Source organism: Microbacterium proteolyticum (genome assembly GCF_014192415.1).
GTDB lineage: Bacteria > Actinomycetota > Actinomycetes > Actinomycetales > Microbacteriaceae > Microbacterium > Microbacterium proteolyticum.
Map to the genome: position 1 here is coordinate 1027938 of NZ_JACHXY010000001.1, position 24094 is coordinate 1052031.

The following is a 24094-nucleotide window of genomic DNA, read 5'->3' on the forward strand; positions in this document are numbered from 1 at the left end:
GGCGCGTCGGGATGCCGGCCCGGCCTTCGCCGCGACCTCCGTGGTCGGCCGTTGCGGCGCGGCTGCGGGGTCGGGCCGCGGGGCGGGGCACGGCTCATGACCCGCGTCGTCACCCTCGGCGAGACCATGGCGCTCGCCCGCACGACCGAGATCGGCTCGCTGCGCCATGCCGCCGGCCTCGCGCTCGGCATCGGCGGGGCGGAGAGCAACGTCGCCGTCGGGTTGCGGCGCCTGGGCGTCGACACCGGGTGGCTCGGCCGCGTGGGCGACGACCCCCTCGGCGAGCGCATCGCGCGCGAGCTGCGCGGAGAGGGCCTCGACGTGCACGCACTCGTCGACGCGGGTGCGGCCACGGGCCTCATGATCAAGGAGCGTCCGTCCGCGGCATCCACCGCCGTCCATTACTACCGGCGCGGTTCGGCCGGCTCGCGCCTCGCCCCCGGCGACGTCCCGGCGCGATGGATCGAGGAGGCCGACCTGCTCCACGTCACGGGCATCACCCCGTTGCTGTCGGCCACGGCACACGACACCGTGCTCACCGCCGTCGAGCGCGCCCGCGACGCCGGCGTGCCGGTGAGCTTCGACGTGAACTACCGATCCGAACTGGCCGCCCCCGACATCGCAGGACCCCTCCTTCGAGAGATCGCCGAGCGCGCGACGCTGGTCTTCGGGGGTGTCGAGGAGTTCGCCCTGCTGACGCCGGATGCCGCAGATTCCCTGCTCGAAGCGGGCGTCGAGCAGGTGGTGGTCAAGCGCGGCCCCGCGGGAGCGGCGGTCTTCACCTCCGCGGGCGTCACCGAGGCGCTCGGCTTCGTCATCGACCCCCTCGACACCGTCGGCGCCGGAGACGCGTTCGTCGCCGGCTACCTCAGCGCCCACCTCGAGGGACTCGACGTCGCCGACACGCTCGTGCGCGCCAACGCCTGCGGAGCGATGGCATGCCTCGTGCCCGGCGACTGGGAGGCGGCGCCCACCCGCCGGGACCTCGAGCTGTTCCTCGCCGGGGGCGGCGACCCGGTCCGGCGCTGACGCCCGGCGGGCGGTTCTGCCGCAGCGCGCGCGAGCCCTCGGCCGCGGCCCGGTCGGCGAGGTCACACCTTCCGCTCGGGATCACGCGATGTTGCGCGGCTCGATTCGGTGATCTCGCGCGGATCGTGTGGTCTCGGCGACGAGCCGCGGGGGGCGGCCCGGGGCTACGGCCGCAGCGGGAGCAGGGCGCTGAGGTCGGCACGGACCCCGGATGCCACGATGCGGCCCGCGGTCACGGCATCGGCCCAGTGCTCTTCGCCGGTGGCGACGGCGATCCAGGTGGCCGCGTCGGTCTCGACGACGTTCGGCGGGGTGCCGCGCGTATGGCGGGGACCCTCGATGACCTGCACGGCTCCGAACGGCGGCACCCGCATCTCGACCGAGTTGCCCGGCGCCTTCTCGACCAGCAGCTGCAGCAGGTAACGCACCGCTGTGGCGGTCGCCGGGCGCGGGGCGGCTCCGGCGGAGACGGCGGCGAGAGCTGCGCGGCCGTCTCCTGTCTCGATGCGGCGGGGAGGCATGGCATCCACGCTACCCGCGGGCTCCGGCGCGACGGCCCGCCGGACACAACGCAGGACTTCGCCCATCCCTGCCCCGCCGGACCCCGGCAACAGTCCACCGCCTGGAGGAATCTCCTGCGTTGTGTCCGCGGGCGGTGCCGGCCGGCCCACCCGCCAGCGTCAATGGGCAACCGGACGCGCCGCTCGACACAGCGCAGGACCCGCGCCGCGCGACAACGCAGGACCCGCGCCGCGCGGCACAGCGCAGGACCCGCGACGCGACACAACGCAGGAGATGTGCCCCGCGCCTTGTGCCCAGAGCGGTGCCGGCCCGGCTGCTCCCCGAAAACTCCTGCGTTGTGTCCGCGACCGAGGGCCGGACCCCCGCTCGATAGGCTGGCCGCGTGAGAATCCTGGTCCTCGGTTCGGGCGCGCGCGAGCACGCCATCATCCTCGCCCTGCGCTCCGAAGCAGAGACGCACGCGATCTTCGCCGCGCCCGGCAACGCCGGCATCGCCCGCGAGGCGCACCTGGTCGACCTCGATCCGCTCGACCCCACCGCCGTGCTCGAGTTCGCCAAGACCGAGGCCGTCGATCTCGTCATCGTCGGGCCCGAAGCGCCACTGGTCGCCGGCGTCGCCGATCCTCTGCGCGCCCACGGCATCCCCGTGTTCGGCCCGGGCAAGGCCGCGGCCCAGCTCGAGGGCTCGAAGACCTATGCCAAGCGCATCATGGATGCCGCGGGCGTTCCCACCGGACGCTCGGTGCGCGCGCACGACGCGGCATCCGTGGAAGCCGCCCTCGACGAGTACGGGGCTCCGTACGTGGTCAAGGCCGACGGCCTGGCCGCGGGCAAGGGGGTCATCGTCACCTCCGACCGGGCCGCCGCGCTCGCCCACGCCGAGTCCTACCTGCCCACCGGCGCCGTGCTGATCGAGGAGTTCCTCTCGGGCCCCGAGGTGTCGCTGTTCTTCCTCAGCGATGGCGATCACGTCGCACCTCTCAGCCCCGCGCAGGACTTCAAGCGCCTGCGCGACGGCGACGAGGGTCCGAACACCGGCGGCATGGGCGCCTACTCGCCGCTGCCGTGGCTCACCGACCGCTTCGGCGGCGAAGACGCATTCGTCGACCACGTCACCCGGGTCATCGCCGAACCGGTGATCCGGCAGATGGATGCCGAGGGCACCCCGTTCATCGGACTGCTCTATGCCGGGCTCATCCTCACCGAGCAGGGCGTCAAGGTCATCGAGTTCAACGCCCGCTTCGGCGACCCCGAGACGCAGGTCGTGCTCCCCCGCCTGGTCGACCCGCTGTCGCGCCTGCTGCTGGCCGCGGCATCGGGCACTCTCGAAGACGAGCCCCGCCCAGCCTTCGCCGACGCCACGGCCGTGACCGTCGTCCTCGCGAGCGAGGGCTACCCCGAGGCGCCCCTCACCGGCCGGGTGCTCACGGGCATCGACCAGGCCGAAGAGGTCGATGGCGTCCACGTCGCCCACGCCGCCACGGCGCTTCGCGACGGCGAGCTCGTCGCCACGGGCGGACGCGTGCTCAGCGTCGTCGCCACCGGCACCACGTTCGCCGAGGCGCGTACGGCGGCCTACGCCGGCCTCGAGCGCATCGGCCTCGAGGGCGGGCAGTTCCGTACCGACATCGCCGCGCGCGTCGCCGGGGCCTGACACCCGGGGTCTCGGCGCAACGCGCCGCCGGGGCCTGACACCCGGGGCCTCGGCGCAACGCGCCGCGGGGCCTGACGTCCGGGGTGCGGCGCTCCCGCGCGGAGAGCAGTCGGCCTCAGCGCGCCGCGAGCAGTCGCTGGATGTCGTCGACGAGCCCGGGGGCCCCGGGTGCGACGGCGATCGCGTCGCCCACGCGGCGGGCGCGGGCCGCGTAGCCGGCGTCGGCGAGGATGCGCTGGACGGCCGCGCGGATGGCATCCGGAGTGGGACGCCCCGTGCGCAGGTTGACCCCCACCCGGGCGTGCTGCACGCGTGCCGACGTCTCGACCTTGTCTTCCGAGTCGCCGGCGATCACGATCGGCACCCCGTGGCGCATGGCGTGGTGCAGGCCCCCGTAACCGCCGTTGGTGACCAGCACGCTCGTCCGGGCGAGCAGGTCGTCGTACGGCAGGTAGCTCGCGGCGAACGCGTTGTCGGGGAGCGCGGGCAGGGTCTCGACATCGCGCCCGCCTGTGGTCACGGCCACCTGCACGGGCAGGTCGGCGAGCGCCGTGAGCGTCGGCTCGATCACCTCGGTGTAGTCGGTGTTCGCGACCGTTCCCTGCGTGACGTGCACGAGCGGCAGGTTCGGGTCGAGGTCGTCGAACCAGGCCGGCGTCCCCACCGGGTGGGCGGCGGCGGATGCCATGGGGCCGTAGAACCGGAGGGCGTCCGGGGCGTCGCGCCGGGTGTACTCGAACTCCTGCACCGTGAACTGCGCGAGCAGGTCGCTGCGCGAGAGGACGTCCATGAAGAATGCGCCGTTCAGGGGCGGTGCGCCGACGCCCGCGAGGAAGAGGTCGAGTGAGCGGTGCACCGGACGCAGCACCGTTTTGGCCACCACCCCCAGCACGCCGTTGCGCAGGCGGTTGAGCGTGGGCTGCCGCAGGGGCGTGATTCCGAGCCCGTACGGGGCCGTGTCGCGGCTGGAGAAGCCCGCCGGCCCGATGCCGCACATCACCGTGAGGGGGCGCTGAGAGCGCGGTCGTGCGAACAACGTCTGTACGCCGAGGAAGGTCATGTCGTGCAGCACCACGTCGGCGGGCTCGTCGCGGAGGATCTGCTCGAGGGCGGTCGCGGCGGGCGCGGCGGGGTCGACGAACGCGCGCTCGACTCCGCGGTTGATGGTGGCGAGTCCGCGGTCGCGTTCGTCGGCGCCGATCCCGTCCAGCGTGTCCGCCTCGGCGGGAAGGGGGAGGAACAGGATGCCGGCCTGCTCCACCATCCGCTGATACCGCGACCCGGTGAGAAGGCGCACGCGCCACCCGCGACGCTGCAGTTCCTGCGCGACGACGAGGAGCGGGCCGACATGACCGATGGCGGGCATGCTGCACAGCAGGGCGGAGGGTGTCATGTCTGCATCCTTCGAGGATGACCCGGTCCGCCGTGGGGCGGGGGTCTAGGCGAGGTTGTCGGAGAGGCGGGCGAGTTGGGCCGTCAGCCAGGTCCGGTAGGCGACGACGTCCCACCCGCGGGCGACGGTGAGGTGCGTCCACGGATCGGGGCCGGTGATGAGCCCCAGGACGTCGGCGGCGAGGGCGAGCTGGTCGACGCGGATGCGGTCGCGCTGCAGGAACCAGCCCGCGGCGATCGTCATGTCGCGGTGGCGGCGCATCTCGAGGTCGAGGTAGGCGGCGCGTGCCTCGGCGTCGCTGTCGGCGGCGGCCACCATCGCGTGCACGATCGCCGCGGAGCGCTGATTGGCGTCGATGAGGAAGTCCACGTACCGGGCGATCGCCGTATCGGTGTCGGGCTCGCTCATGATCGCGACGAGTTCGGGGCGATCGGCGAGCGAGTGCCTCCCCTCGTCTCCCGCGAACGTGCGCTCGAACGCCGCGATGAGCAGGGCGTGCTTGGGCCCGTTCAGATGCACCGTGGGAACCGACACCCCCGCCTCGGCCGCGATCGCCTTGATCGAGGTGGCGACGTACCCGTCGCGGACGAACAACCGGGCCGCCGCCTCGACGATCGTCGCGCGGGTTTCGGCGGCGTCGGCCTGCCGTCGGGGAGAGTGATAGCTGCGGGGCACGGGAGAACGCTACTTCGCCCCCGCGACCGTCGACCGGGAGATCACGAGCCCCGCGATGATCTGCGCGCCGGTGGAGACGAAGTACATCGCGTTCGACAGCGCCTCGATGGTGCTCACGGTGAGCACGACGCCGAGCGCGAAACCGACGAGAGCCAGCGCCAAGACGGCCCAGCGCGCCCCGCCCCTCAGAATCCCGGCGCGGACGATGACGGTGCCGCCGACCAAGAGGGCGACGCCCTGGACGGCGCTCATCGCGACCAGGAACGCCATCGCACCGTCGGTGAGCGCGGCGGTCGGCAGCAGGTAGGCCGTGACGAGGTACATGCTCTGGTTCGCCAGGAACAGAGCGCCGAACCCGAGAAGCGCGACCTTGCCCACGAGGGACGCGCCCACGGCGCCCTGCCCGTCGCCCCGGCCCAGCGCGAGCGGAACCATCGCCGCGACGTGGGCGAGCGTGCTCGTGAGGAAGAGCACGTAGAAGGCGATCGCCGGGCCGGACTCGGTGGCGACGTCGGCGGTGATCTCGATGGCGGTCGCCGCGGTGAGCAGCGCCCCACCCGCCACGATCAGGAGGCCGGCGGTTCGAGGCCACCGCGGGCGGGGGCCGGTGGTCGCTGCGTCGCTCGCGGCGGCGGTGCGGGTGGCGGCGTTCGGGGCAGAGATGGTCATGGATGCTCCAGCGAGTGGCCGGGATCGGACGGCGGCTCCTTTTCACTATAGCGCCGTATAAGTGAATATGACCAGGGCCCTCCCGCAGACCATCGCGCCACAGCCTCACGGGCTCTGGTTGAGATCTCCCCCGGCCGCTAGCGTGTGGCCATGCTCGACAGCGATGCGATGGCTCGGGGCCGCGAGATCTTCGATCCGATCGCGGAGCGACAGTGCGCGCTGACAGGGGTCGACATGGGGCGCATGTTCGGCACCGAGGGTCTCCGCATCCGCGAGAAGGTCTTCGCGTTCGTCGTGCACAACGGCTCGCTCGTGGTGAAGCTGCCCGAGCGGCGCATCGGCGAGATCGTCGACGAAGGGATCGCCGGGCCCATGATCATGCGCGGACGGCCGCTGCGCGAATGGGCGGAAGTGCCCCTCGACGCGGGCTCCGACCAGTGGCAGAGCCTCATCGACGAAGCCCGCGCGTTCGTCGACGAGATCACGCCGTAGCCTCGCCTCGGCTCACCGCCGCCGCCCCGCGAAGCGCGCTCGAACCGTGCGCAGCGGAGGACATGGGGCGTACGGAGGACCGCCGACGCGGCATCCCCCCTCCCCTCGCCGCATCTCCTCCGCCCCCGGCCATTGCCGCGACGCGCCGCCCGCCCCGCACACGCGACGCACGCACGAACGCCCGCCTCACCCCGCACACGACGAACGCCGCCGCCCCGCGACGGGGACGACGGCGTTCGGGGTCGGCGCGTTACTCGCCGGCGGCGGCCGGGGCGGCCTGCGCCTGCGCGGCCGGGCCGGCGTCTTGCGGAGCGCCGTGCGGCCGGATCACCGAGGGGCGCCGCATGAACAGGACGGCGATGAGCCCCATACCGATCACGATGATCGGCAGCGCAAGCGACTGTCCCATCGCGTCGGAGAACCCTCCGACGATCTCCGGCGGAAGCGTTCCGGTTCCGAAGCTCGCCCCGGCATCCCCCGCCCCCGGCAGGTTGGCCTCGAGGCGCGCCTGCATGAACGCGGCGATGGATGCCGAGCCGATCACCGATCCGACGGTGCGCGTGGTGTTGTAGATACCGGCGCCGGCGCCCGCCTGACGCGGCGGCAGGTTGCGCGTCGCAGTGGTCGCGAGCGGACCCCACATGCCGGCGTTTCCGATGCCCATGAAGACGGAGGGGATGAGGAACATCCAGATCGGCGCATCGTTGAAGATGAGCGCGACGTAGATGCCCAGCGCTCCGCCGACGAGCAGCAGCCCCGGCACGAGCAGGAACCGCGGATCGGTGCGATCGAGCAGCTTGCCGGCGAAGGGGGCGAGCACGCCCGAGAGGATCGCGAGCGGCACCAGCAGCAGCGCCGACTCGGTGGGGGTGAGGCCGCGGGCGAGCTGCAGGTAGAACATCTGCGGGAGCGCCATGCTCGTCACGGTGAAGCCGACGGCGGCGATGGCGAGGTTCGCGATCGAGAAGTTCCGATCGCGGAACAGGTCGAGCGGCACCAGCGGTTCACCCTTGCTGCGCGCCTGCGTCCAGATGAACAGCGCCATCACGGCGACGCCCGCCGCGACCATCGCCCAGATCCACGCGGCCCACGAGTAGTGCTCGCCCTCTTGCAGACCGAACACGATGAGGAACAGTCCGACGGCGCTCAACACGACGCCGACGATGTCGAACTTGTGCGCGGTGCGCGGCAGCTGCGGCACGAGGACGACGGCGGCGATGAAACCGATGATGCCGACGGGGATGTTGATGAAGAAGATCCACTCCCACCCGAGGCCGTCGACGAGCAGGCCGCCCGCGAGCGGGCCGACGAGGGTGGCGACACCCGCGGTCGCGCCCCACAGCCCCATGGCGGCTCCGCGGTTCTGCGGAGGGAACGTGCGGGTGATGACGGCCATCGTCTGCGGCGTCATCATCGCCGCTCCCAGCCCCTGCACCGCGCGGGCGGCGATGAGCACCTCGAGCGTGGGCGCGAGACCGCAGGCGAGGGAGGCGATCGTGAAGATGGCCAGCCCCGTCAGGTAGATGTTCTTCGGGCCGAACCGGTCGCCGAGGCGCCCGGTGATGAGCAGCGGAACGGCGTAGGTCAGCAGGTAGGCGCTGGTGACCCACACGACGTTGTCGAGGTTGCCCGTGTCGGGGTCGAGGGCCGCCTTGATGGCGGGGTTCGCCACCGACACGATCGTGGTGTCGACCAGGATCATGAAGAAGCCGATGACCAGTGCCCAGAGGGCGGGCCAGGGGCTGCGGGCGGGAGTCCGAATGGATGCCGTGGTGGCGGCGCGGGAGTCGGTCATGGGGTGGTCTCCTTCGAGACGTGACGCTTCTTCTTGATGTGCTCGGGGATCTCGGCGATGCCCCAGGCGAGGGAGCGGTCGGAGAGGCGCGCGCGCAGGGAGTCCTGCCACGCGAGTTCGGCGTCGAGCAGGGCGGACTGCCGCTGCAACTCGACGAGGAATTGCTCGGGGGTATCGCGCTGCGCCGCCCCCGAGAGTCCGGTGCGGTGCTCGTCCACCGAGGCGACGAGCAGGGCGCGGCGCTGGTCGAGCAGGGCGACGACCTCGTCGCGCTCGAGGTTGTGCGCCTCGGAGAGAGCGACGCGGAAGTCGCTCGCGCGGTCGATCTGGGGCAGCTCGGTGCGCACCCACTCCTCCACGGCCCGGCGGCCGGCGGGGAGCAGCGTGTAGGTCGTGCGCTCGGGGCGGTTGCCGTCCCGGTCGGTGCCCACCTCGGCGAGCAGGCCGTCACGCTCGAGGCGCGCGACCGTGTGGTAGATCGTCCCCTTCTGCAGGGGCACCAGCCGGTCGTCGCGACGCTCCTTCAACAGGCGCACCATCTCGTAGGTGTGCATGTCGGCTTCGCGCAGGGTCGCGAGGATCATGACCGCGATCGGGGTGAGGCGGAGGGGCTGTGGCATCCGTCCCCCTTGTGGTCCGTGTCGACTAGTCCACGTGGACTATACGCTCATCACGCACGTGACGCGAACCCCCGCGCGAACTCGTTGAGCGTCCGAAACACGCCGCGTGGTGAACGCACACGCGGCGTGTTCTGGACACTCAACAGAAGGGGTGGGCGGAGGAAAGGGGGGTCAGGACTGCGGTGACGACGGCGCCTGGGACCGTTCGGCCGCGGGAACGCCCGGGGCCGCCCGGCGCTGACCCCACCGGATCGACATGCCGAAGATGCCGCGCTGGTTGGGCTCTTCGACCTCGAGACCGTAGTGCTCGCCGATCGAGTCGCGCAGCTGCGCCCGCTCGGCCTTGTCGTACGCGCGCAGCTCGCGCCGGAAGGCGACGACCGTGGCCCAGCAGATCGCGAGCAGGACGAGGCTGAACGGCAGGGCGATGCTGATCGCCGCCGCCTGCAGGGCGGTGAGACCGCCCGCCAGGAGCAGCGCGAACGCGATGAGCGCGGTCGCGAGGGTGAAGAAGACACGCACCCAGCGCTTCGGCTCCTCCTCGCCACCCGTGGCGATCATGCCCATGACCAGCGCGCCGGAGTCCGCGGAGGTGACGAAGAAGATCCCGATCAGCACGAGGAAGCCGACCGACAGGAACACCGCTCCGGGCACCCCCTGCAGCATCTGGAAGAGCGCTGTCGACACGTTCACCGAGCCGTCCTCACCGACGAGGCTCACGGTGCCGGTCAGCTCGCCGTAGATGGCCGTGCCGCCGAGCACGGTGAACCACAGGATGCCGACGAGCGTGGGCACCAGGATCACTCCGGTGACGAACTCGCGAACCGTGCGCCCCCGCGAGATGCGCGCGATGAAGATGCCGACGAAGGGGGCCCAGGAGATCCACCAGCCCCAATAGAACGACGTCCACGCCCCCTGCCAGGCGACGCCGTCTTCGCCCGAGTACGCGCTCGTGGTGAAGGAGAGTCCGACGAAGTTCTGGATGTAGTTGCCGATCGACTGCACCACGTCGCGCAGGAGGAACTCGGTGGGGCCGGCGAACAGCAGGTACAGCATCAGCACACCGGCAAGGACGAGGTTGATGTTCGACAGCCACTTCATGCCCTTGCCGACGCCGGAGAGCACCGAGAACAGCACGAAGCCGGTGATGATGCCCACGATGATCGCCTCGCTGATCACCGACGGAGACACGACGCCCAGATAGTCCAGACCGGCGCTGATCTGGATGACGCCGAGACCGAGCGACGTCGCGACGCCGAACAACGTGCCCACGAGAGCCGCGACGTCGACCGCATTGCCCCATGCCCCCTGCACGCGGCGCGCCCCGAGGATGGGTTCGAGCGCCCATCGGATCGTGCGAGGACGCTTGCGGCGATGGAAGGCATAGGCGAGGGCGAGACCGATCACGACGTAGATCGACCACGCGTGCACACCCCAGTGCAGGAACGTCTGCGACATCGCCTGCTGCGCAAGCTGGTTCGGGGTGCCCTCGACGCCCGGCCGGGGCTCCACGAAGTGACTGAGCGGCTCGCTCACCCCGTAGAAGACCAGACCGATGCCCATGCCGGCGGCGAACAGCAGCGAGAACCACGACATCGTCGAGAATTCCGGCTCATCGTCGTCCCGGCCCAGCTTGATGTTGCCGAACCGGCTGAACCCCATGGTGAGGGCGAACACGACGAAGAACGCGGCGATCAGCACGTAGTACCAGTTGAACGCCGAGACGATCGAGGTCTGCACGGCCCCGAACGTCGCCTCGGCGGCATCCGGGAACAGCATCGTGAAGGCGATGAAGGTCAGTGCGATCCCGGCGGCCGGCCAGAAGACCCACCCACGGATGGTCTTATGGCGACTGCCGAGGTGGGGATCGACGGATGCCGCGGAGTCGGAGGATGCCTCGGTCACCCGATCAAGGGTAGTCACGACCCTCGCCCCGATCGGGGAGCACGCACGGGACGACGGCGTGTGACAGAATCCGCGCCGGTGCGTCGGGCCCGCACCCGCGATAATGAGCGGGTGACCTTCGCTCCCCCGCTCGAGCTCCCCGGTTGGCGCCACACCTATTCCGGCAAGGTGCGCGACCTGTACGTGCCCGCCGACACCCGCGACGAGGCGGCGCCCGCACGCCTGCTCGTCGTGGCGAGCGACCGCGTGAGCGCCTTCGACCACGTGCTCTCACCCGGCATCCCCGACAAGGGCGTGCTGCTGACGACGCTGAGCCTGTGGTGGTTCGACCAGCTCGCCGGTGCCGACGGGGGCCGTGGCATCCCGAACCACCTCGCTTCCGACGACGTGCTCGAGGGCGACGGCACGGCGGAGCTGATCCCGGATGCCGTTCAGGGGCGCGCCATGCTCGTCCGCTCGCTCGACATGCAGCCGATCGAATGCGTCGTGCGGGGCTACCTGACCGGCTCGGGCTGGGCCGAATACCGCGCGGAGGGCACCGTGTGCGGCATCCCCCTCCCCGAGGGGCTCGAAGACGGCGACCGTCTGCCGGAGCCGCTGTACACCCCCGCCTTCAAGGCCCCGATGGGCGAGCACGACGAGAACATCACCTTCGAGAGGTCGGTCGAGCTCGTCGGCGCCGAGACGGCGGCGGCGCTTCGCGACGCGTCGCTGGAGATCTACCGGCGCGCCTCCGCGACCGCCGAGGCGCACGGGCTGATCCTCGCCGACACGAAGTTCGAGTTCGGCTTCGACGCGGAGGGCGTGCTGACGCTGGCCGACGAGGTGCTGACGTCGGATTCGTCCCGATACTGGGATGCCGAGGCCTGGCGCACCGGCACCACTCCCGCCGAGCGCATGGCGAGCTTCGACAAACAGATCGTGCGCAACTGGCTCGCCGACAACTGGGACAAGCAGGGCGAGCCTCCCGCACTCCCGGCCGAGATCGTCGAGCGCACGCGCGAGCGCTACGCGACGCTGCTGCGCCTGCTCACGGCATCCTGACCTGCCCACTCGGTCCGGCGCTGCCGAGATGACACGAACGTGTCGAGATCACGCGCTGCGGCACCGGGGATGCGGGTGATCTCGCGCCGATCGTGCGATCTCGGCATCCATCCACCCCCTGAGGAGACACATGTTCCGCTGGAAACTGCACGGCAACGGCCGCACCGTCGCTCCCGGAGCCGTGGTCGCCCCGGGTGAACGCCTGAACTGGGGCGCGACGATCGCGATCGGGCTCCAGCACGTCATCGCCATGTTCGGCGCCACGTTCCTGGTGCCGGTGCTCACCGGCTTCCCGGTGTCGACGACGCTGCTGTTCTCGGGCGTGGGAACGCTGCTGTTCCTGCTCGTCACGCGCAACCGCCTCCCCAGCTACCTCGGCTCGTCGTTCGCGTTCATCGCACCGATCACCGCGGCCACCACCATGGCCGGCACGGGGTCGGCGCTCGCGGGGATCGTGGCCGTCGGCATCCTGCTCACGGCCATCGGTTTCATCGTGCAGTTCGCCGGTCTCGGCTGGGTCGACAGGGTCATGCCCCCGGTCGTCGCCGGCGCGATCGTCGCCCTCATCGGCTTCAACCTCGCCCCCGTCGCGTGGTCGAACTTCCAGCTGCAGCCCCTGCCGGGCACCATCACCCTGGTCGCGGTGATCCTGTTCAGCGTGCTGTTCCGCGGGTTCCTCGGCCGCATCTCGATCTTCCTCGGTGTCATCGTCGGCTATGTCGCGACCGTGATCATCCAGGCCGTCTCGGGTGAGACCCTCATCGATTTCGGCGCCGTCGAGGCAGCGCCCTGGGTGGGCCTTCCCACGTTCGAGTTCGCCGACTTCACCACGCCGGCGACCTGGTCGGTCATCGCGATGTTCCTGCCCGTCGTGCTGGTGCTCGTCGCCGAGAACGTCGGCCACGTGCGCGGAGTCGCCGCGATGACGGATGCCACTGCCAACCGCTCGACCGGTCGCGCTCTCATCGCCGACGGCGTCGCCACGACCCTCGCCGGAACCTTCGGCGGCTCGGGCACCACCACCTACGGCGAGAACATCGGCGTGATGGCCGCGACCCGGGTCTACTCGACCGCGGTGTACTGGGTCGCCGGTCTCACCGCGATCGTGCTGAGCCTGTCGCCCAAGGTCGGCGCGGTGTTCAACACCATCCCGCCGGGGGTTCTCGGCGGTGTCACCACCGCTCTGTACGGCCTGATCGGCATCATCGGCATCAAGATCTGGGTCGACAACCGCGTCGACTTCTCGCGCCCGGTCAACCAGTACACCGGCGCGGTCTCGCTGGTCATGGCGATCGCGGGGTTCACCATGCAGTTCGGGCAGTTCCAGCTCGGTGCCATCGTGCTCGGCTCGGTCGCCGCCCTGGTGATCTACCACCTCGGTAACGCCATCGCCCGCGCCCGGAAGACCGGTGCCGACGACGGCGGTCCCATCCCCGCGGTCGGCCCGCTCGGCGGCGACCCCGCCTGACCGGCGGCGTCGGCGTCGGCGCCGCACGCTCGACCGCGAGCACCGTTGCCGTTCCGTTACTTGACACCGCCACACCCGAGCCAGCACACTGATCTCGGTCGCTGATAAATCGGTTTATCAGCAAGATAAATCGATTATCCAATGGAGGGTGGGGCGATGACTCGAGTGCGCTTGACCGACGTCGCGAAAGCGGCCGGCGTCTCCCCCGCGACCGTCTCGCTCGTGCTCAACGACGCAGAGTCGCGCATCTCCGACGAGACCAAAGAGCGGGTCCGCCGCGTCGCCGACGAGGTGGGCTATTCGCCCAACCCGATCGCCCGAAGCCTTCGCACCCGCGTCACCGGCACCATCGGCCTCGTCTCCGACCGCATCGCCACGACCCCCTTCGCCGGCCGCATGCTCGCCGGCGCGCAAGAGGTCGCCCGTGAGAACGGCAGGCTCGTCATCCTCGTCGACACCGACGGCCACCCCGAGATCGAGTCCGACGCGATCTCCACCCTCGTCAACCACCGCGTCGACGGCATGGTCTACGCCTCGATGTACCACCGGGTCATCCCGGCGCCCGCGGGACTCCCCGCCGGCACGGTGTTCCTCGACTGCCGCCCCGAAGACGGCGGCTACCCGGCCGTCGTGCCCGATGATTACGCCGGCGGCCGGGTGGCCACCCAGGAGCTCGTCGACGCGGGGCACCGCCGCATCGCCTTCATCGACAACGACGAAGACCGCCCGGTGGCCGCCGAGCTCCGACTGCGCGGCTACCTCGACGTGCTCGCCGAGTCCGGCATCGAGCCCGACCCCGCCCTCCACGTCTTCTCGCCGACCTCGGCGGCGGGCGGCCAGCAGGCGGCCGCCGACCTGTTCGCGCTCGCGCCCGCGCACCGCCCGACCGGCATCTTCGCCTACAACGACCGCATCGCGGCCGGGGTCGTGACCTGGGCGCACCGCCACGGCATCCGGATCCCCGAAGACCTGTCGATCGTCGGCTACGACGATCAGCAGCTGGTCGCATCCGAGCTCGATCCGCCGTTGACCACCGTTTCGCTCCCCCACGCGGCCATGGGCCGCTGGGCGATGGAGGTCGCCCTCGGCCTCCGCGAGGCCGACATCGATTCCCCCCACCTCATGGACTGCCCGATCGTTCGTCGGGCTTCCGTCGGCCCTCCCGCGCACCTCGGCAGCGCGCGGGACCCCCGGGCCACGGACTGACGCCGCGCTACGCGGCCCCCTCTCCGGCGACAGCGATGTCGCCGCCACTCGAAAGGAACACGATGAAGAAGTCCTTCATCCCGCTCGCCGCGACAGGTGTCGTCGCAGCGCTCGCGCTGACCGGCTGCGGCCAGGCAGGCCAGGGGGGCGCGACGACCGAAGACGGTCGCACCGTGCTCACCATGTGGACGCACTCGGCCGGCAACCCCGCCGAGCTCGCGGTCTACGAGCAGATCATCAGCGACTTCAACGCATCGCAGGAGAAGTACGAGGTCAAGACCGAGTCGTTCCCGCAGGGTGCGTACAACGACGCGATCGTCGCGGCGGCGGCCTCGGGCGACCTGCCCTGCCTGCTCGACCTCGACGGCCCCATCATGCCCAACTGGGCCTGGGCCAACTACCTGCAGCCGCTCGGCCTGTCGAGCGACATCACCGACAAGCTGCTCCCCACCGCGGTCGGGAAGTACAACGACGAGATCTACTCGGCCGGGTACTGGGATGCCGCCCTCGGCATCTTCGCGCGCAAGTCCGTGCTCGACGCCAACGGCATCCGCATCCCCACCATGGACCAGCCCTGGACGGCCACCGAGTTCGACGCCGCCCTGGCGACGCTCAAGGCCGCCGGCTACGAGACCCCGATCGACCTCGGCGCGGAGGACACGGGTGAATGGTGGCCCTACGCCTACTCCCCGTTCCTGCAGAGCTTCGGCGGCGACCTCATCGACCGCGACACCATGCTGTCGGCCGACGGCGCCCTCAACGGACCGGATGCCGTGAAGTGGGGGCAGTGGTTCCAGTCGCTGTTCACCAACGGCTACGCCAACAGCGGTGGCACGGTGGGCAACCAGGAGTTCGTCGACGGTGACGTCGCGCTCAGCTACACCGGTGTGTGGAACGGTCTCGCCGCGGTGGATGCCGTGGGCGACGACCTTCTGATCCTCCCGCCGCCGGACCTCGGCAACGGCCCCAAGATCGGCGGCGGTTCGTGGCAGTGGGGCATCTCGGCGTCGTGCAGCGACCCCGAGGGCGCGCGCGAGTACCTGGAGTTCAGCTTCAACGACGAGTACATCACCCAGTTCGCCGACGAGCAGCTCGTGATCCCCGCCACCGAGGCGGCCACCGAGGCGTCGAAGTACTTCAACTCCACCGACGGCCCCCTGCGTCCGTTCGCCGAGTTCTCGAAGGAGTACGCCGTGCTGCGTCCCGAGACCCCCGCGTACGCGGTGATCTCGAGCACGTTCGAGACCGCGGCCAAGGACATCATGAACGGCGCCGACGTGCAGTCGGCACTGGATGCCGCGGTCACCGAGATCGACACCAACATCTCCTCCAACGACGGCTACGGCGCGAACTGACGCCGCGTCCAGCGGTGGGGGTCCGCTCCGGGCCCCCACCGCGCCCCGCGAAAGAAGAACCTGATGACCGTGTCTCCTCCGGTCGCCGCGGCGAAGCAGCCGCGCCGATCCCTCCGCCGCATCCGCACCTCACGCGGTCGCGAGACGTGGGCGGGCCTGGCGATGATGGCCCCCGCCGCCCTCCTGCTCCTGCTCTTCCTCATCGTGCCGGTGCTGCTGGCCTTCACCCTGTCGTTCACCAACGCCCGCCTCATCTCGCCCAACGCTCCGCGCTTCGTCGGCCTCGACAACTTCTTCCGGGCCTTCACCGCCGACCCGGTGTTCCTGCAGTCGGCACTGAACACCTTCCTGTTCGCGCTGGTCGTCGTCCCCGTCCAGGCCGGCCTGGGTCTGCTGCTCGCCGTGCTGGTGAACCAGCGCCTCCGCGGAACGACCTTCTTCCGCGTCGTCTTCTTCATCCCGGTCGTCACCTCGATCGTCGTGGTGTCGATCCTGTGGCGCTTCATGTACCAGAGCGACGGTCTCATCAACTCGATGATCGACACGCTCACGTTCGGCGCGCTCAAGGGCGCCGACTGGCTGAACGATCCGAGCACCGCGCTCGGCGCCATCATCGTGCTGTCGATCTGGCAGGCCGTCGGTTTCCACATGATCATCTGGCTCGCGGGGCTGCAGACCATCCCCGAGGAGTTGTACGAAGCCGCACGCATGGACGGTGCGAGCCGGTGGCGACAGTTCACCAACGTCACCTGGCCGGGTCTTCGCCCCACCATGGTGTTCGTCCTCGTCACGATCACCATCGCCGCCCTCGGCCTGTTCGTGCAGGTCGACGTGATGACGCAGGGCGGTCCCCTCAACTCGACGTCGACCGTCGTGTTCCACGCCGTGCGCAAGGGCTACGAGCAGCAGGAGATCGGCTACGCCGCCTCCATCTCGCTGCTGTTCTTCGTGGCCGTGCTGATCATCGCGCTCATCCAGCGCTGGTTGACCCGAGAGAAGAACTGACATGACCAGTACCCTCGAGCGCCCCGACGGCGCCGCGCGGGCTCCACGCCCCGCACGCCGAACCTCGCCCACCCGCACGCGCACCCGCTCTGCGGAGGGCCGCAACGGTCGCATCCTCACCTACGTGTCGATGTCGATCCTCGCGGTGTTCTTCCTCTTCCCGCTGGTGTTCATGTTCGTGTCGAGCCTGAAGCCCGACGCGCAGATCCTCCGCGACATCAACTCGCCGGCGGCGTTCCTCCCCACCGGTGAGATCAGCCTCGACAACTACTTCGGTGTCTTCGACCGCGTGCCGGTGGCGCAGTTCCTGTTCAACTCGATCCTCGTCACGGTGCTCACCGTCGGACTCGGCCTGATCGTGAACTCCCTCGCCGGTTTCGCCCTGTCGCGCCTGCGCTGGAAGGGCCGGGTCGTCGTGCTCGCGCTCATCATCGCGACCCTCATCGTGCCGTTCGAGACGATCGCGGTGCCGATGGTCTACTGGGTGAACCAGCTGCCCACGCTCGTCATGGAGGGCGGCGTGCTGAAGTACGACTTCGGCTGGCTGAACACGTACGAGGTGCAGATCGTGCCGTTCATCGCGAACGCGTTCTCGATCTTCCTCTTCGCGCAGTACTTCTCGACCATCCCCACCTCCCTCGACGAGGCGGCCCGCATCGACGGGGCGAGCTGGTTCACCATCTACCGCCGCATCATCGTGCCGCTGTCGGGCCCGGCGTTCGCGACGGTGGCGATCCTCACCTTCCTGCCCGCATGGAACCAGTACCTTTGGCCCCTCATGGTCGTCCAGAAAGAGGAGTTGAGACCCGTCATGGTCGGTATGCAGTACTTCTTCCAGCTCAATACCGCGTGGGGTGAGGTCATGGCCTACACCTCGCTGATCACGCTGCCCGTGCTGATCGTGTTCCTGGTGTTCCAGCGCGCGTTCGTCAGCAGCATCGCGGCATCCGGGGTCAAGGGATGACCCGCGAATTCGATGTCGTGGTGCTCGGCGAAGCACTCATCGACATCGTCACCACTTCCGCCGGGGCGGCCGAGCGCCCCGGCGGAAGCCCGGCCAACGTCACCGTCGCCCTCGGGCGCCTCGGTCGCGACGCCGCCCTCGTGGCCCGCGTCGCCGACGACGAGCGCGGTCGTGCGCTGAACGCGTGGCTCTCGGCATCCGGGGTCGAGCTCCGCACCGCGGGGACGCCGGAGCGCACCGCCACCGCCCGCGCGATGATCGACGAGCGCGGCAACGCCACCTACGACTTCGACATCGACTGGACGCTCCCCTCACCCGTCGAGATCCCCTCCGCGCGGATCTTCCACACCGGGTCGGTCGCCGCGACCCTCGCGCCCGGCGCCGACGAGGTGCGTGCTGCCGCGGAGCGCGCCCGGACGACGTCACTGATCAGCTACGACCCGAACATCCGCCCCGCCCTCACCGGCGGCGTGAACGACGCCCGCGCGCGTGTCGAAGCCCTGGTGGCCCTGAGCGACGTCGTGAAGGCCAGCGCCGAAGACGCCGAGTGGCTGTATCCCGGCGTCACCGCCGTCGACGTCGCCCGCGGGTGGGTGGACCTCGGCGCCGGCCTCGCCGTCATCACCGACGGGGATGCCGGATCCCTCGGCGTCACCGCGCACGCCACCGTCGAGATCCCCGCGGTCCCCACCCGCGTGATCGACACCGTCGGCGCGGGAGACACGTTCATGGGCACGCTGCTCGACGGCATCCTGAACATCTCCGGCGACGTCGCCGCCGTGCGCACCGCGGTGCGCGCCCTCGACGAGACCACCCTCGCCCCCCTGCTCCGTCGGGCGGCCGCCGCCGCCGCGATCACCGTCGGACGCGAGGGCATGGACCCCCCGACCCGTGAAGACCTGCAGCGTGCCGCTGCGCCGAGAGAAAGTGCCTGACGTGTTCGACCTCGCCGATTCCTATGTGTGGGATTTCTGGTTCGCCGACGACGGCGACGCCTACCACCTGTTCTTCCTCTACGCCTCGCGGGCGCTGCATGATCCGGAAGACCGTCACTACCGCGCCTCGGTGGGCCACGCCGTCTCGACCGACCTCGTGTCGTGGGAGCGTGTCGCCGATGCCCTCGTGCGCGGCGGCGCCGACGACTTCGACGCCCTCGCCACGTGGACCGGTTCGACCGTCCGCCGCGCCGACGGCACCTGGTTCCTCTTCTACACGGGCTCGCGCCTGGACGATGACGGACGCAACGTGCAGCGGATCGGCTACGCCACCAGCACCGACCTCTTCACCTGGCACAAGAACCCCGCGAACCCGGTGCTCGAGGCTGACGGCACGATGTACGAGCGGCTCGCGAACAGCGACTGGCACGACGAGGCCTTCCGCGACCCGTGGGTCTTCGCCGATCCCGCGGGCCGCGGCTGGCACATGTACGTCACCGCCCGCGCGACCCGCGGCCCGTTCAGCGGCCGCGGCGTGGTCGCCCACGCGACCTCCCCCGACCTCGAGACGTGGCAGCTGCAGGCCCCGGTCAGCGAACCGAGCGACGACGGCTTCGGACAGCTCGAGGTGACCCAGGTCGAAGAGGTCGAGGGCCGGGCCGTGCTGCTGTTCTCGTGCATGCCCGCCCAGGCGATGGATGCCGTGCGCGAGCGCCACCCGCGAGGTGCGGTGTGGGCGGTGCCCGCCGACAGCGTTCTCGGCCCGTTCGACATCGGCGCCGCGACGCCGATCACCGACGACGACCTCTACGTCGGACGTCTCATCCGAGACCGGGCGGGCGCCTGGCAGCTGCTGGCGTTCCGCAACGTCGGACCCGACGGCGGTTTCGTCGGCGGCATCACCGACCCCATGCCCGTGGGCTGGGACGGCGACCGCCTCGTCGTGAAGCAGCCGGCCCTTTCGGTCTGACACCCGATGCTCGAGCGCGCACGCCCGTTGGGGGGCGTGCGCGCTCGGCGTGTGCGGCGCTGTGTCTCACCCCGTCGGATCCAGGGGGGTTCGAGGGGGTGTCCTGCGCCGTGGGCGAGGTCGACACCGCGAACGAGCCGACCGACCGGGAGCCGACCCCGGGCGAGGTCAGCACACCCCGCACCACCCCGCAAGAGGGGATGCCGCGTCCCGGCGCATCGGTAACGTCGGCGATCCGGCGGGCACCGACCGGCGCTCCGCCACCGACGACGAGAGGCACGCCCATGGCATCCGAAATCTCCGACCCCTCGCAGGCCGCCGCAGACGAGAACGCGTACGAGGGCGCCGACGTCGAAGTGTCGCCCACCGAGGGCGCTCCCGACTCGGACGCCGATACCTCCTCGGACTCCGAGGGCGAACCCAAGCCCGGCGGCCTCGGCACCGACGGCACCATCCCCAGCAACCCCGACGGCGTCGCCGCGGGTCACTCCGACACCGCCTCGCACTTCAACGCCGAGGAAGACGAAGAGTCGGCCTGAGCGGTGCCGCGCGATCGAACCCGGTCGCGCGGCTCCCTCGCTGTAGAATGGGTCCCGGTGCGTCGGGAAGTCTGGTCGACATTCTGTCGATCGACCCCTGAGGAATCTTCATGAGCCACGAGACCGTGCGCGCCCCGAGCTGGCCCGGCTACGCCGAGGTGCACCGCGTCACCACCCTCCTCCGCCGCGAATCCGTCGGCGGCATGCTGCTGGTCGTCGCGGCGATCGCGGCCATCATCTGGGCGAACTCCCCCGCGTCCGAGTCCTACTTCGCGCTGCGCGACTTCCGGTTCGGCTACGAGCCGTGGCATCTCGAGTTGAGCGTGGGCGCGTGGGCGGCCGACGGCCTCCTGGCCGTGTTCTTCTTCATGGTCGGGCTCGAGCTCAAACGCGAGATCGTCGTCGGCAGCCTGCGACGGCTGAACACCGCGATCGTGCCGGTGACAGCCGCCGTCGCCGGCGTCGCCGTGCCGGCCATCACCTATGTCGCCATCGTCCACACCCAGCCGAGCCTGCTGGCCGGATGGGCCATCCCCACCGCGACCGACATTGCCTTCGCCGTGGCGGTGCTCGCCCTCGTCGGCTCGCACCTGCCCGGACCGCTGCGGATCTTCCTGCTGACCCTCGCCGTCGTCGACGACCTGATCGCGATCGCGATCATCGCGATCTTCTACACCAGTGACATCTCGCTGCTGCCGCTGGCGGTGTTCGCCGTGCTCGTCGCGGTCTACGCCGTCATCGCGCACCGGGGGCGCGCCTGGTTCGCACGCACCCCGTGGGGCGCGTGGGCCGTGCTGCTGCCGGTCGGCTTCGCCGCGTGGGCGTTCCTGCATGCGTCGGGCGTGCACGCCACGATCGCCGGTGTCGCTCTCGCCTTCACCATCCCCGTCGCGGCGTCGCGTCGCCAGCCCGAGATCCGCGGCATGGATCTCGCGGAACAGTTCGAACACCGCTTCCGCCCCCTCTCCGCCGGGATCGCCGTGCCCCTGTTCGCCTTCTTCGCAGCGGGCGTCTCCGTCGGCGGCGGCGAGGGTCTGGTCCGCGCCGTGACCGACCCGGTCACGTTCGGCGTCGTCGCGGGACTCGTCCTCGGCAAGCCGATCGGCATCCTGCTCGGGGTGCGCCTGCTCACCCTCGTGACGAAGGTCCGCCTCGACCCCGCCCTCAAGTGGATCGACCTGGCGGGCGTGGGACTTCTGGCCGGAATCGGCTTCACCGTCTCGCTGCTGATCGCCGAGCTCAGTTTCCCCGAGGGCTCGCCGCACACCGACGACGCCAAGATCGCGATCATGGTCGCGTCCCTCCTGGCATCCGTGCTCGCCTCGGGCGTGCTGATCGTGCGAAACCGGCGCTACAAGCAGCTCGCGCTCGCGGAGGAGGTGGATGCCGACGGCGACGACGTGCCCGATGTCTATCAGCAGCCGGTGCCCGAGGACGGACGCTGACTCCGACCGGCTTGACCCTCACGCGGCGTGAGGCGGGAGTCTGGGGTCATGGACGAGAATTTCACCTCCTTCGACATCAGCCCCGTCCCCCCGCCCGGTCCGGACGTCGTCGCGCCGCCGCTGTACCGCGGGATCTACGGCATGCCGATGTTCGTCACCCTCCCCACATCCGATCTGGCGGCATCCGTCGACTTCTGGACCCGCGGCCTGGGGTTCTTCGAGCTCTTCGGCATTCCGGGACAGATGGTGCACCTTCGACGGTGGGCCTTCCAGGACGTTCTGTTGACGATCGACGCGACACCCCCGGCGATTCCCTCCGCGACGAGCGTGAGCTTCGCGTGCATCCTCGATCAGATCGACGAGGTGGTCTCGTCGGTGCGCGCGCTCGGTGTCGCCGCCGAGGCGCGGGACACCCCCTGGAACACGCGCGACGTCGAGGTGATCACGCCGGAGAACGCCCGGGTCGTGTTCACGGCTGCGAAGGTCTTCGACCCGATGTCGGTCGAGGGCCGGAACCTGCGCGCGGTGGGGATCGGACGCGACGATGATGACGCACATGAGTGAACTCGGGATGCCGGTGGGCGAGACGGCGACGCGTCTCGGCCTCACCGTACGCACGCTCCACCACTGGGACGAGATCGGTCTCGCCTCTCCGGCCGCGCGCTCGAGCGTGGGCTACCGGCTCTACACCGACGACGATCTCGAACGCCTCCGCCGCATCGTGGTGTACCGCGAGCTGGGTCTCGACCTCGACGCGATCCGCCAGGTGCTCGACGAGCCCGGGAGCGATGTCGCCGCCCAGTTGCGGGTGCAGCGCGCCCAGCTCTCGCGCCGCATCGCGCAGTTGCGGGAGCTCGACGCCGACCTGGGACGGATGATCGATGCGCAGGAACGCGGCATCCTGCTCTCCGACGAGGAGCAGCGTGCCGCCTTCGGGCCCGGGTGGGATCCCCGCTGGCCCGCCGAGGCGCGCGCGACATACGGCGGGTCACCGCAGTGGCAGCAGTACGCCGAGCGGTCGGCCGCACGGTCGCCCGAGGACTGGGCGGCCGTGACCGCGACGATGGCGGCCTTCGATGCCGAGCTCGGCGCGGCGGTCGATGCGGGGGCGATACCCGGGGATGCCCGTGCGAACGCGCTCGTGGAACGCCACCGCGACGTCTTCTCGCAGTACTTTCCGCTCACCCGGCAGATGCAGGTGCACCTCGGTCGCATGTACGCCGGCGACGAGCGCTTCGCCGCGCACTACGACGCGGTCCGGCCGGGGCTCGCCGTGTGGTTGCGCGACGCGATCGACGCGAGCGCTCGCGCGCACGGCATCGACCCCGACACCGCAGCGTGGGAGTGAGGGCTCGTCCGCGAGCCGCGTACGGCGCGCGCCCTCAGGCCGACGAGCGCTCCACGACCTCGGTGGGAAGGATCGTCGCGTGGGCCGCGGGGCGACCCGCGAGCACGTCGAGGAGCACGGATGCCATGTGACGCCCCTGCGCCAGCGAGGGTTGGCGCACGGTGGTGAGCGCGGGCGTGATCGCGGTCGACACCGATGAGTCGTCGAACCCCATGACCGCGACGTCGCGCCCGGGCTCGATGCCCCTCTCGCGGAGAGCGGCGTAGGCCCCGCGCGCCATGAGGTCGCTCGCAACGAAGACGGCGTCGAACTCGGCACCCGCGGAGAGGATGCGGTTCATCGCCAGCGCCCCACCCATCTCGGTGAAGTCGCCGTCCTCGACGGCCGCGGGTTCGACGCCACTCGCGGCCATCTCGTCGCGGAACCCCTGCAGGCGGTCGATCCCGGCGGGCATGTCGAGCGCACCCGAGATGGTCGCGATGCGCCTGTGCCCGCGTGCGAGCAGGTAGGCGGTGGCCGCCCTGCCGCCCTCGACGTTGTCGACGTCGACGTAGTAGTCCTCGGCGCGCACGCGCGCGGGGCGTCCGCCGTAGACCACCGGCACCACATCGGAGATCCGCTCGAGGAACGTGTCGCTCGTATGGTGCGACGCGACAATCGCCCCGTCGACGCTGCCGCCGCGCAGATACCCGAGTGCCTTGGCACGCACGTCGTCACTGGCGATCAGCATGTTCATGATGTAGTCGCTCTCGCCGATCACCTCGCCGATACCGGCGACGATCGAGGCGAAGAACGGGTCGCCGAAGAAGCGGTCGGTCTGTTCGGGGATGACGAGCGCGATGGCACGGGTCTGTCGGCTGGCCAGCGAGCGCGCCGCGCGATTGGGGACGTACTGCAGGTCGTCGATCGCGCGGCGCACGGCCTCGAGTGCCGCGGGCGAGACCGCGGTGGAACCGTTGACCACGCGGGAGACCGTCGATCGGGAGACGCCGGCGCGCGCCGCCACCTCTTCGATGGTGGCGGCGCCTCGAACGGGTGCGAGTTCCATCGCGATGCCTCCT

Annotated in this window: 23 protein-coding genes; 15 read left to right on the forward strand and 8 right to left on the reverse strand. The window is 70.6% G+C overall.

Going from position 1 to position 24094, the window contains the following annotated elements; translation table 11 throughout:
• The first annotated feature begins 96 nt into the window (after nt 1-96).
• Nucleotides 97-1029: a sugar kinase gene (locus FHS07_RS04760; protein ID WP_183418707.1), complete on the forward strand. Its 933-nt coding sequence runs from the start codon at nt 97-99 to the stop codon at nt 1027-1029.
• Nucleotides 1030-1193: 164 nt separating this feature from the next.
• Here FHS07_RS04760 and FHS07_RS04765 read toward each other — a convergent pair whose 3' ends face one another.
• Complete coding sequence (locus tag FHS07_RS04765; RefSeq protein WP_183418708.1) at nt 1194-1550, reverse strand: sterol carrier family protein; 357 nt, start codon at nt 1548-1550, stop codon at nt 1194-1196.
• A gap of 383 nt (nt 1551-1933) precedes the next feature.
• On the opposite strand from FHS07_RS04765, the gene purD reads away from it, so the two are divergent.
• Nucleotides 1934-3205, forward strand: coding sequence for a phosphoribosylamine--glycine ligase (purD, locus tag FHS07_RS04770; protein ID WP_183418709.1), 1272 nt, complete (start codon nt 1934-1936; stop codon nt 3203-3205).
• Between the two features lie 115 nt (nt 3206-3320).
• Here purD and FHS07_RS04775 read toward each other — a convergent pair whose 3' ends face one another.
• Genes FHS07_RS04775 through FHS07_RS04785 form a run of 3 tightly spaced genes read right to left on the reverse strand, consistent with a single transcriptional unit; the run spans nt 3321 to nt 5942 of the window.
• Nucleotides 3321-4598 (reverse strand): glycosyltransferase, encoded by a 1278-nt coding sequence (locus tag FHS07_RS04775; RefSeq protein WP_183418710.1) that lies wholly within the window; start codon nt 4596-4598, stop codon nt 3321-3323.
• A 45-nt stretch (nt 4599-4643) separates the two neighbouring features.
• On the reverse strand, nt 4644-5273 hold the full coding sequence (locus tag FHS07_RS04780) for a TetR family transcriptional regulator (protein WP_183418711.1): 630 nt from the start codon (nt 5271-5273) through the stop codon (nt 4644-4646).
• A gap of 9 nt (nt 5274-5282) precedes the next feature.
• Nucleotides 5283-5942, reverse strand: coding sequence for a hypothetical protein (locus FHS07_RS04785; RefSeq protein WP_183418712.1), 660 nt, complete (start codon nt 5940-5942; stop codon nt 5283-5285).
• Between the two features lie 150 nt (nt 5943-6092).
• Between FHS07_RS04785 and FHS07_RS04790 the strand changes: the two genes are divergently transcribed.
• Complete coding sequence (locus FHS07_RS04790; RefSeq protein WP_183418713.1) at nt 6093-6434, forward strand: TfoX/Sxy family protein; 342 nt, start codon at nt 6093-6095, stop codon at nt 6432-6434.
• A 250-nt stretch (nt 6435-6684) separates the two neighbouring features.
• Here FHS07_RS04790 and FHS07_RS04795 read toward each other — a convergent pair whose 3' ends face one another.
• The 3 genes from FHS07_RS04795 to FHS07_RS04805 all read right to left on the reverse strand — a co-directional run bounded on the left by FHS07_RS04795 (nt 6685) and on the right by FHS07_RS04805 (nt 10628).
• Nucleotides 6685-8229, reverse strand: a complete 1545-nt coding sequence (locus FHS07_RS04795; RefSeq protein WP_183418714.1) for an MFS transporter — start codon at nt 8227-8229, stop codon at nt 6685-6687.
• Complete coding sequence (locus FHS07_RS04800; RefSeq protein ID WP_183418715.1) at nt 8226-8849, reverse strand: PadR family transcriptional regulator; 624 nt, start codon at nt 8847-8849, stop codon at nt 8226-8228. The genes FHS07_RS04795 and FHS07_RS04800 overlap by 4 nt, the downstream gene beginning before the upstream one ends.
• A gap of 171 nt (nt 8850-9020) precedes the next feature.
• A complete protein-coding gene (locus FHS07_RS04805; RefSeq protein ID WP_246383301.1) occupies nt 9021-10628 on the reverse strand; it encodes a BCCT family transporter in 1608 nt (535 codons plus the stop codon).
• 237 nt (nt 10629-10865) lie between these two features.
• Between FHS07_RS04805 and FHS07_RS04810 the strand changes: the two genes are divergently transcribed.
• From FHS07_RS04810 to FHS07_RS04865, 12 genes are all read left to right on the forward strand, one after another.
• On the forward strand, nt 10866-11798 hold the full coding sequence (locus FHS07_RS04810; RefSeq protein WP_183418717.1) for a phosphoribosylaminoimidazolesuccinocarboxamide synthase: 933 nt from the start codon (nt 10866-10868) through the stop codon (nt 11796-11798).
• Between the two features lie 130 nt (nt 11799-11928).
• Nucleotides 11929-13266, forward strand: a complete 1338-nt coding sequence (locus FHS07_RS04815) for a uracil-xanthine permease family protein (protein ID WP_183418718.1) — start codon at nt 11929-11931, stop codon at nt 13264-13266.
• Between the two features lie 156 nt (nt 13267-13422).
• A complete protein-coding gene (locus FHS07_RS04820) occupies nt 13423-14472 on the forward strand; it encodes a LacI family DNA-binding transcriptional regulator (protein ID WP_183418719.1) in 1050 nt (349 codons plus the stop codon).
• A gap of 62 nt (nt 14473-14534) precedes the next feature.
• Nucleotides 14535-15827 carry a sugar ABC transporter substrate-binding protein gene (locus FHS07_RS04825; protein ID WP_183418720.1) on the forward strand — a complete coding sequence of 431 codons (1293 nt, stop codon included), beginning with the start codon at nt 14535-14537 and terminating at the stop codon, nt 15825-15827.
• A 63-nt stretch (nt 15828-15890) separates the two neighbouring features.
• A complete protein-coding gene (locus FHS07_RS04830; protein WP_183418721.1) occupies nt 15891-16832 on the forward strand; it encodes a carbohydrate ABC transporter permease in 942 nt (313 codons plus the stop codon).
• A 1-nt stretch (nt 16833) separates the two neighbouring features.
• On the forward strand, nt 16834-17796 hold the full coding sequence (locus FHS07_RS04835; RefSeq protein WP_183418722.1) for a carbohydrate ABC transporter permease: 963 nt from the start codon (nt 16834-16836) through the stop codon (nt 17794-17796).
• Entirely contained in the window at nt 17793-18731 is a 939-nt protein-coding gene (locus FHS07_RS04840; RefSeq protein ID WP_183418723.1) for a carbohydrate kinase family protein, read from the forward strand. Before FHS07_RS04835 ends, FHS07_RS04840 begins: the two co-directional genes overlap by 4 nt.
• A gap of 1 nt (nt 18732) precedes the next feature.
• Nucleotides 18733-19701: a glycoside hydrolase family 68 protein gene (locus tag FHS07_RS04845; protein WP_183418724.1), complete on the forward strand. Its 969-nt coding sequence runs from the start codon at nt 18733-18735 to the stop codon at nt 19699-19701.
• A gap of 284 nt (nt 19702-19985) precedes the next feature.
• Nucleotides 19986-20240 carry a hypothetical protein gene (locus FHS07_RS04850; RefSeq protein ID WP_221189118.1) on the forward strand — a complete coding sequence of 85 codons (255 nt, stop codon included), beginning with the start codon at nt 19986-19988 and terminating at the stop codon, nt 20238-20240.
• Between the two features lie 110 nt (nt 20241-20350).
• A complete protein-coding gene (gene nhaA / locus FHS07_RS04855) occupies nt 20351-21685 on the forward strand; it encodes a Na+/H+ antiporter NhaA (RefSeq protein WP_183418725.1) in 1335 nt (444 codons plus the stop codon).
• Nucleotides 21686-21733: 48 nt separating this feature from the next.
• A complete protein-coding gene (locus tag FHS07_RS04860) occupies nt 21734-22249 on the forward strand; it encodes a VOC family protein (RefSeq protein WP_183418726.1) in 516 nt (171 codons plus the stop codon).
• The gene (locus tag FHS07_RS04865) at nt 22242-23033 is read left to right on the forward strand and encodes a MerR family transcriptional regulator (RefSeq protein ID WP_183418727.1); all 792 of its coding nucleotides are present in this window, start codon (nt 22242-22244) and stop codon (nt 23031-23033) included. The genes FHS07_RS04860 and FHS07_RS04865 overlap by 8 nt, the downstream gene beginning before the upstream one ends.
• A 34-nt stretch (nt 23034-23067) precedes the next feature.
• Here the strand turns inward: FHS07_RS04865 and FHS07_RS04870 are convergent, their stop codons facing one another.
• Entirely contained in the window at nt 23068-24081 is a 1014-nt protein-coding gene (locus FHS07_RS04870; protein WP_183418728.1) for a LacI family DNA-binding transcriptional regulator, read from the reverse strand.
• Between the last annotated feature and the right edge of the window lie 13 nt (nt 24082-24094).

What these genes read in the sequence shown, in the direction of transcription:
- FHS07_RS04775 (WP_183418710.1), bottom strand. Translation starts at nt 4,598, where the DNA reads ATGACACCCTCCGCCCTGCTGTGCAGCATGCCCGCCATCGGTCATGTC.
- FHS07_RS04850 (WP_221189118.1), top strand. Translation starts at nt 19,986, where the DNA reads ATGGCATCCGAAATCTCCGACCCCTCGCAGGCCGCCGCAGACGAGAAC.
- FHS07_RS04790 (WP_183418713.1), top strand. Translation starts at nt 6,093, where the DNA reads ATGCTCGACAGCGATGCGATGGCTCGGGGCCGCGAGATCTTCGATCCG.
- FHS07_RS04865 (WP_183418727.1), top strand. Translation starts at nt 22,242, where the DNA reads ATGAGTGAACTCGGGATGCCGGTGGGCGAGACGGCGACGCGTCTCGGC.
- FHS07_RS04870 (WP_183418728.1), bottom strand. Translation starts at nt 24,081, where the DNA reads ATGGAACTCGCACCCGTTCGAGGCGCCGCCACCATCGAAGAGGTGGCG.
- FHS07_RS04805 (WP_246383301.1), bottom strand. Translation starts at nt 10,628, where the DNA reads ATGCTGTTCCCGGATGCCGCCGAGGCGACGTTCGGGGCCGTGCAGACC.
- FHS07_RS04795 (WP_183418714.1), bottom strand. Translation starts at nt 8,229, where the DNA reads ATGACCGACTCCCGCGCCGCCACCACGGCATCCATTCGGACTCCCGCC.
- FHS07_RS04825 (WP_183418720.1), top strand. Translation starts at nt 14,535, where the DNA reads ATGAAGAAGTCCTTCATCCCGCTCGCCGCGACAGGTGTCGTCGCAGCG.
- FHS07_RS04800 (WP_183418715.1), bottom strand. Translation starts at nt 8,849, where the DNA reads ATGCCACAGCCCCTCCGCCTCACCCCGATCGCGGTCATGATCCTCGCG.
- FHS07_RS04830 (WP_183418721.1), top strand. Translation starts at nt 15,891, where the DNA reads ATGACCGTGTCTCCTCCGGTCGCCGCGGCGAAGCAGCCGCGCCGATCC.
- FHS07_RS04820 (WP_183418719.1), top strand. Translation starts at nt 13,423, where the DNA reads ATGACTCGAGTGCGCTTGACCGACGTCGCGAAAGCGGCCGGCGTCTCC.
- nhaA (WP_183418725.1), top strand. Translation starts at nt 20,351, where the DNA reads ATGAGCCACGAGACCGTGCGCGCCCCGAGCTGGCCCGGCTACGCCGAG.
- FHS07_RS04785 (WP_183418712.1), bottom strand. Translation starts at nt 5,942, where the DNA reads ATGACCATCTCTGCCCCGAACGCCGCCACCCGCACCGCCGCCGCGAGC.
- FHS07_RS04760 (WP_183418707.1), top strand. Translation starts at nt 97, where the DNA reads ATGACCCGCGTCGTCACCCTCGGCGAGACCATGGCGCTCGCCCGCACG.
- FHS07_RS04860 (WP_183418726.1), top strand. Translation starts at nt 21,734, where the DNA reads ATGGACGAGAATTTCACCTCCTTCGACATCAGCCCCGTCCCCCCGCCC.
- FHS07_RS04835 (WP_183418722.1), top strand. Translation starts at nt 16,834, where the DNA reads ATGACCAGTACCCTCGAGCGCCCCGACGGCGCCGCGCGGGCTCCACGC.
- FHS07_RS04765 (WP_183418708.1), bottom strand. Translation starts at nt 1,550, where the DNA reads ATGCCTCCCCGCCGCATCGAGACAGGAGACGGCCGCGCAGCTCTCGCC.
- FHS07_RS04840 (WP_183418723.1), top strand. Translation starts at nt 17,793, where the DNA reads ATGACCCGCGAATTCGATGTCGTGGTGCTCGGCGAAGCACTCATCGAC.
- FHS07_RS04815 (WP_183418718.1), top strand. Translation starts at nt 11,929, where the DNA reads ATGTTCCGCTGGAAACTGCACGGCAACGGCCGCACCGTCGCTCCCGGA.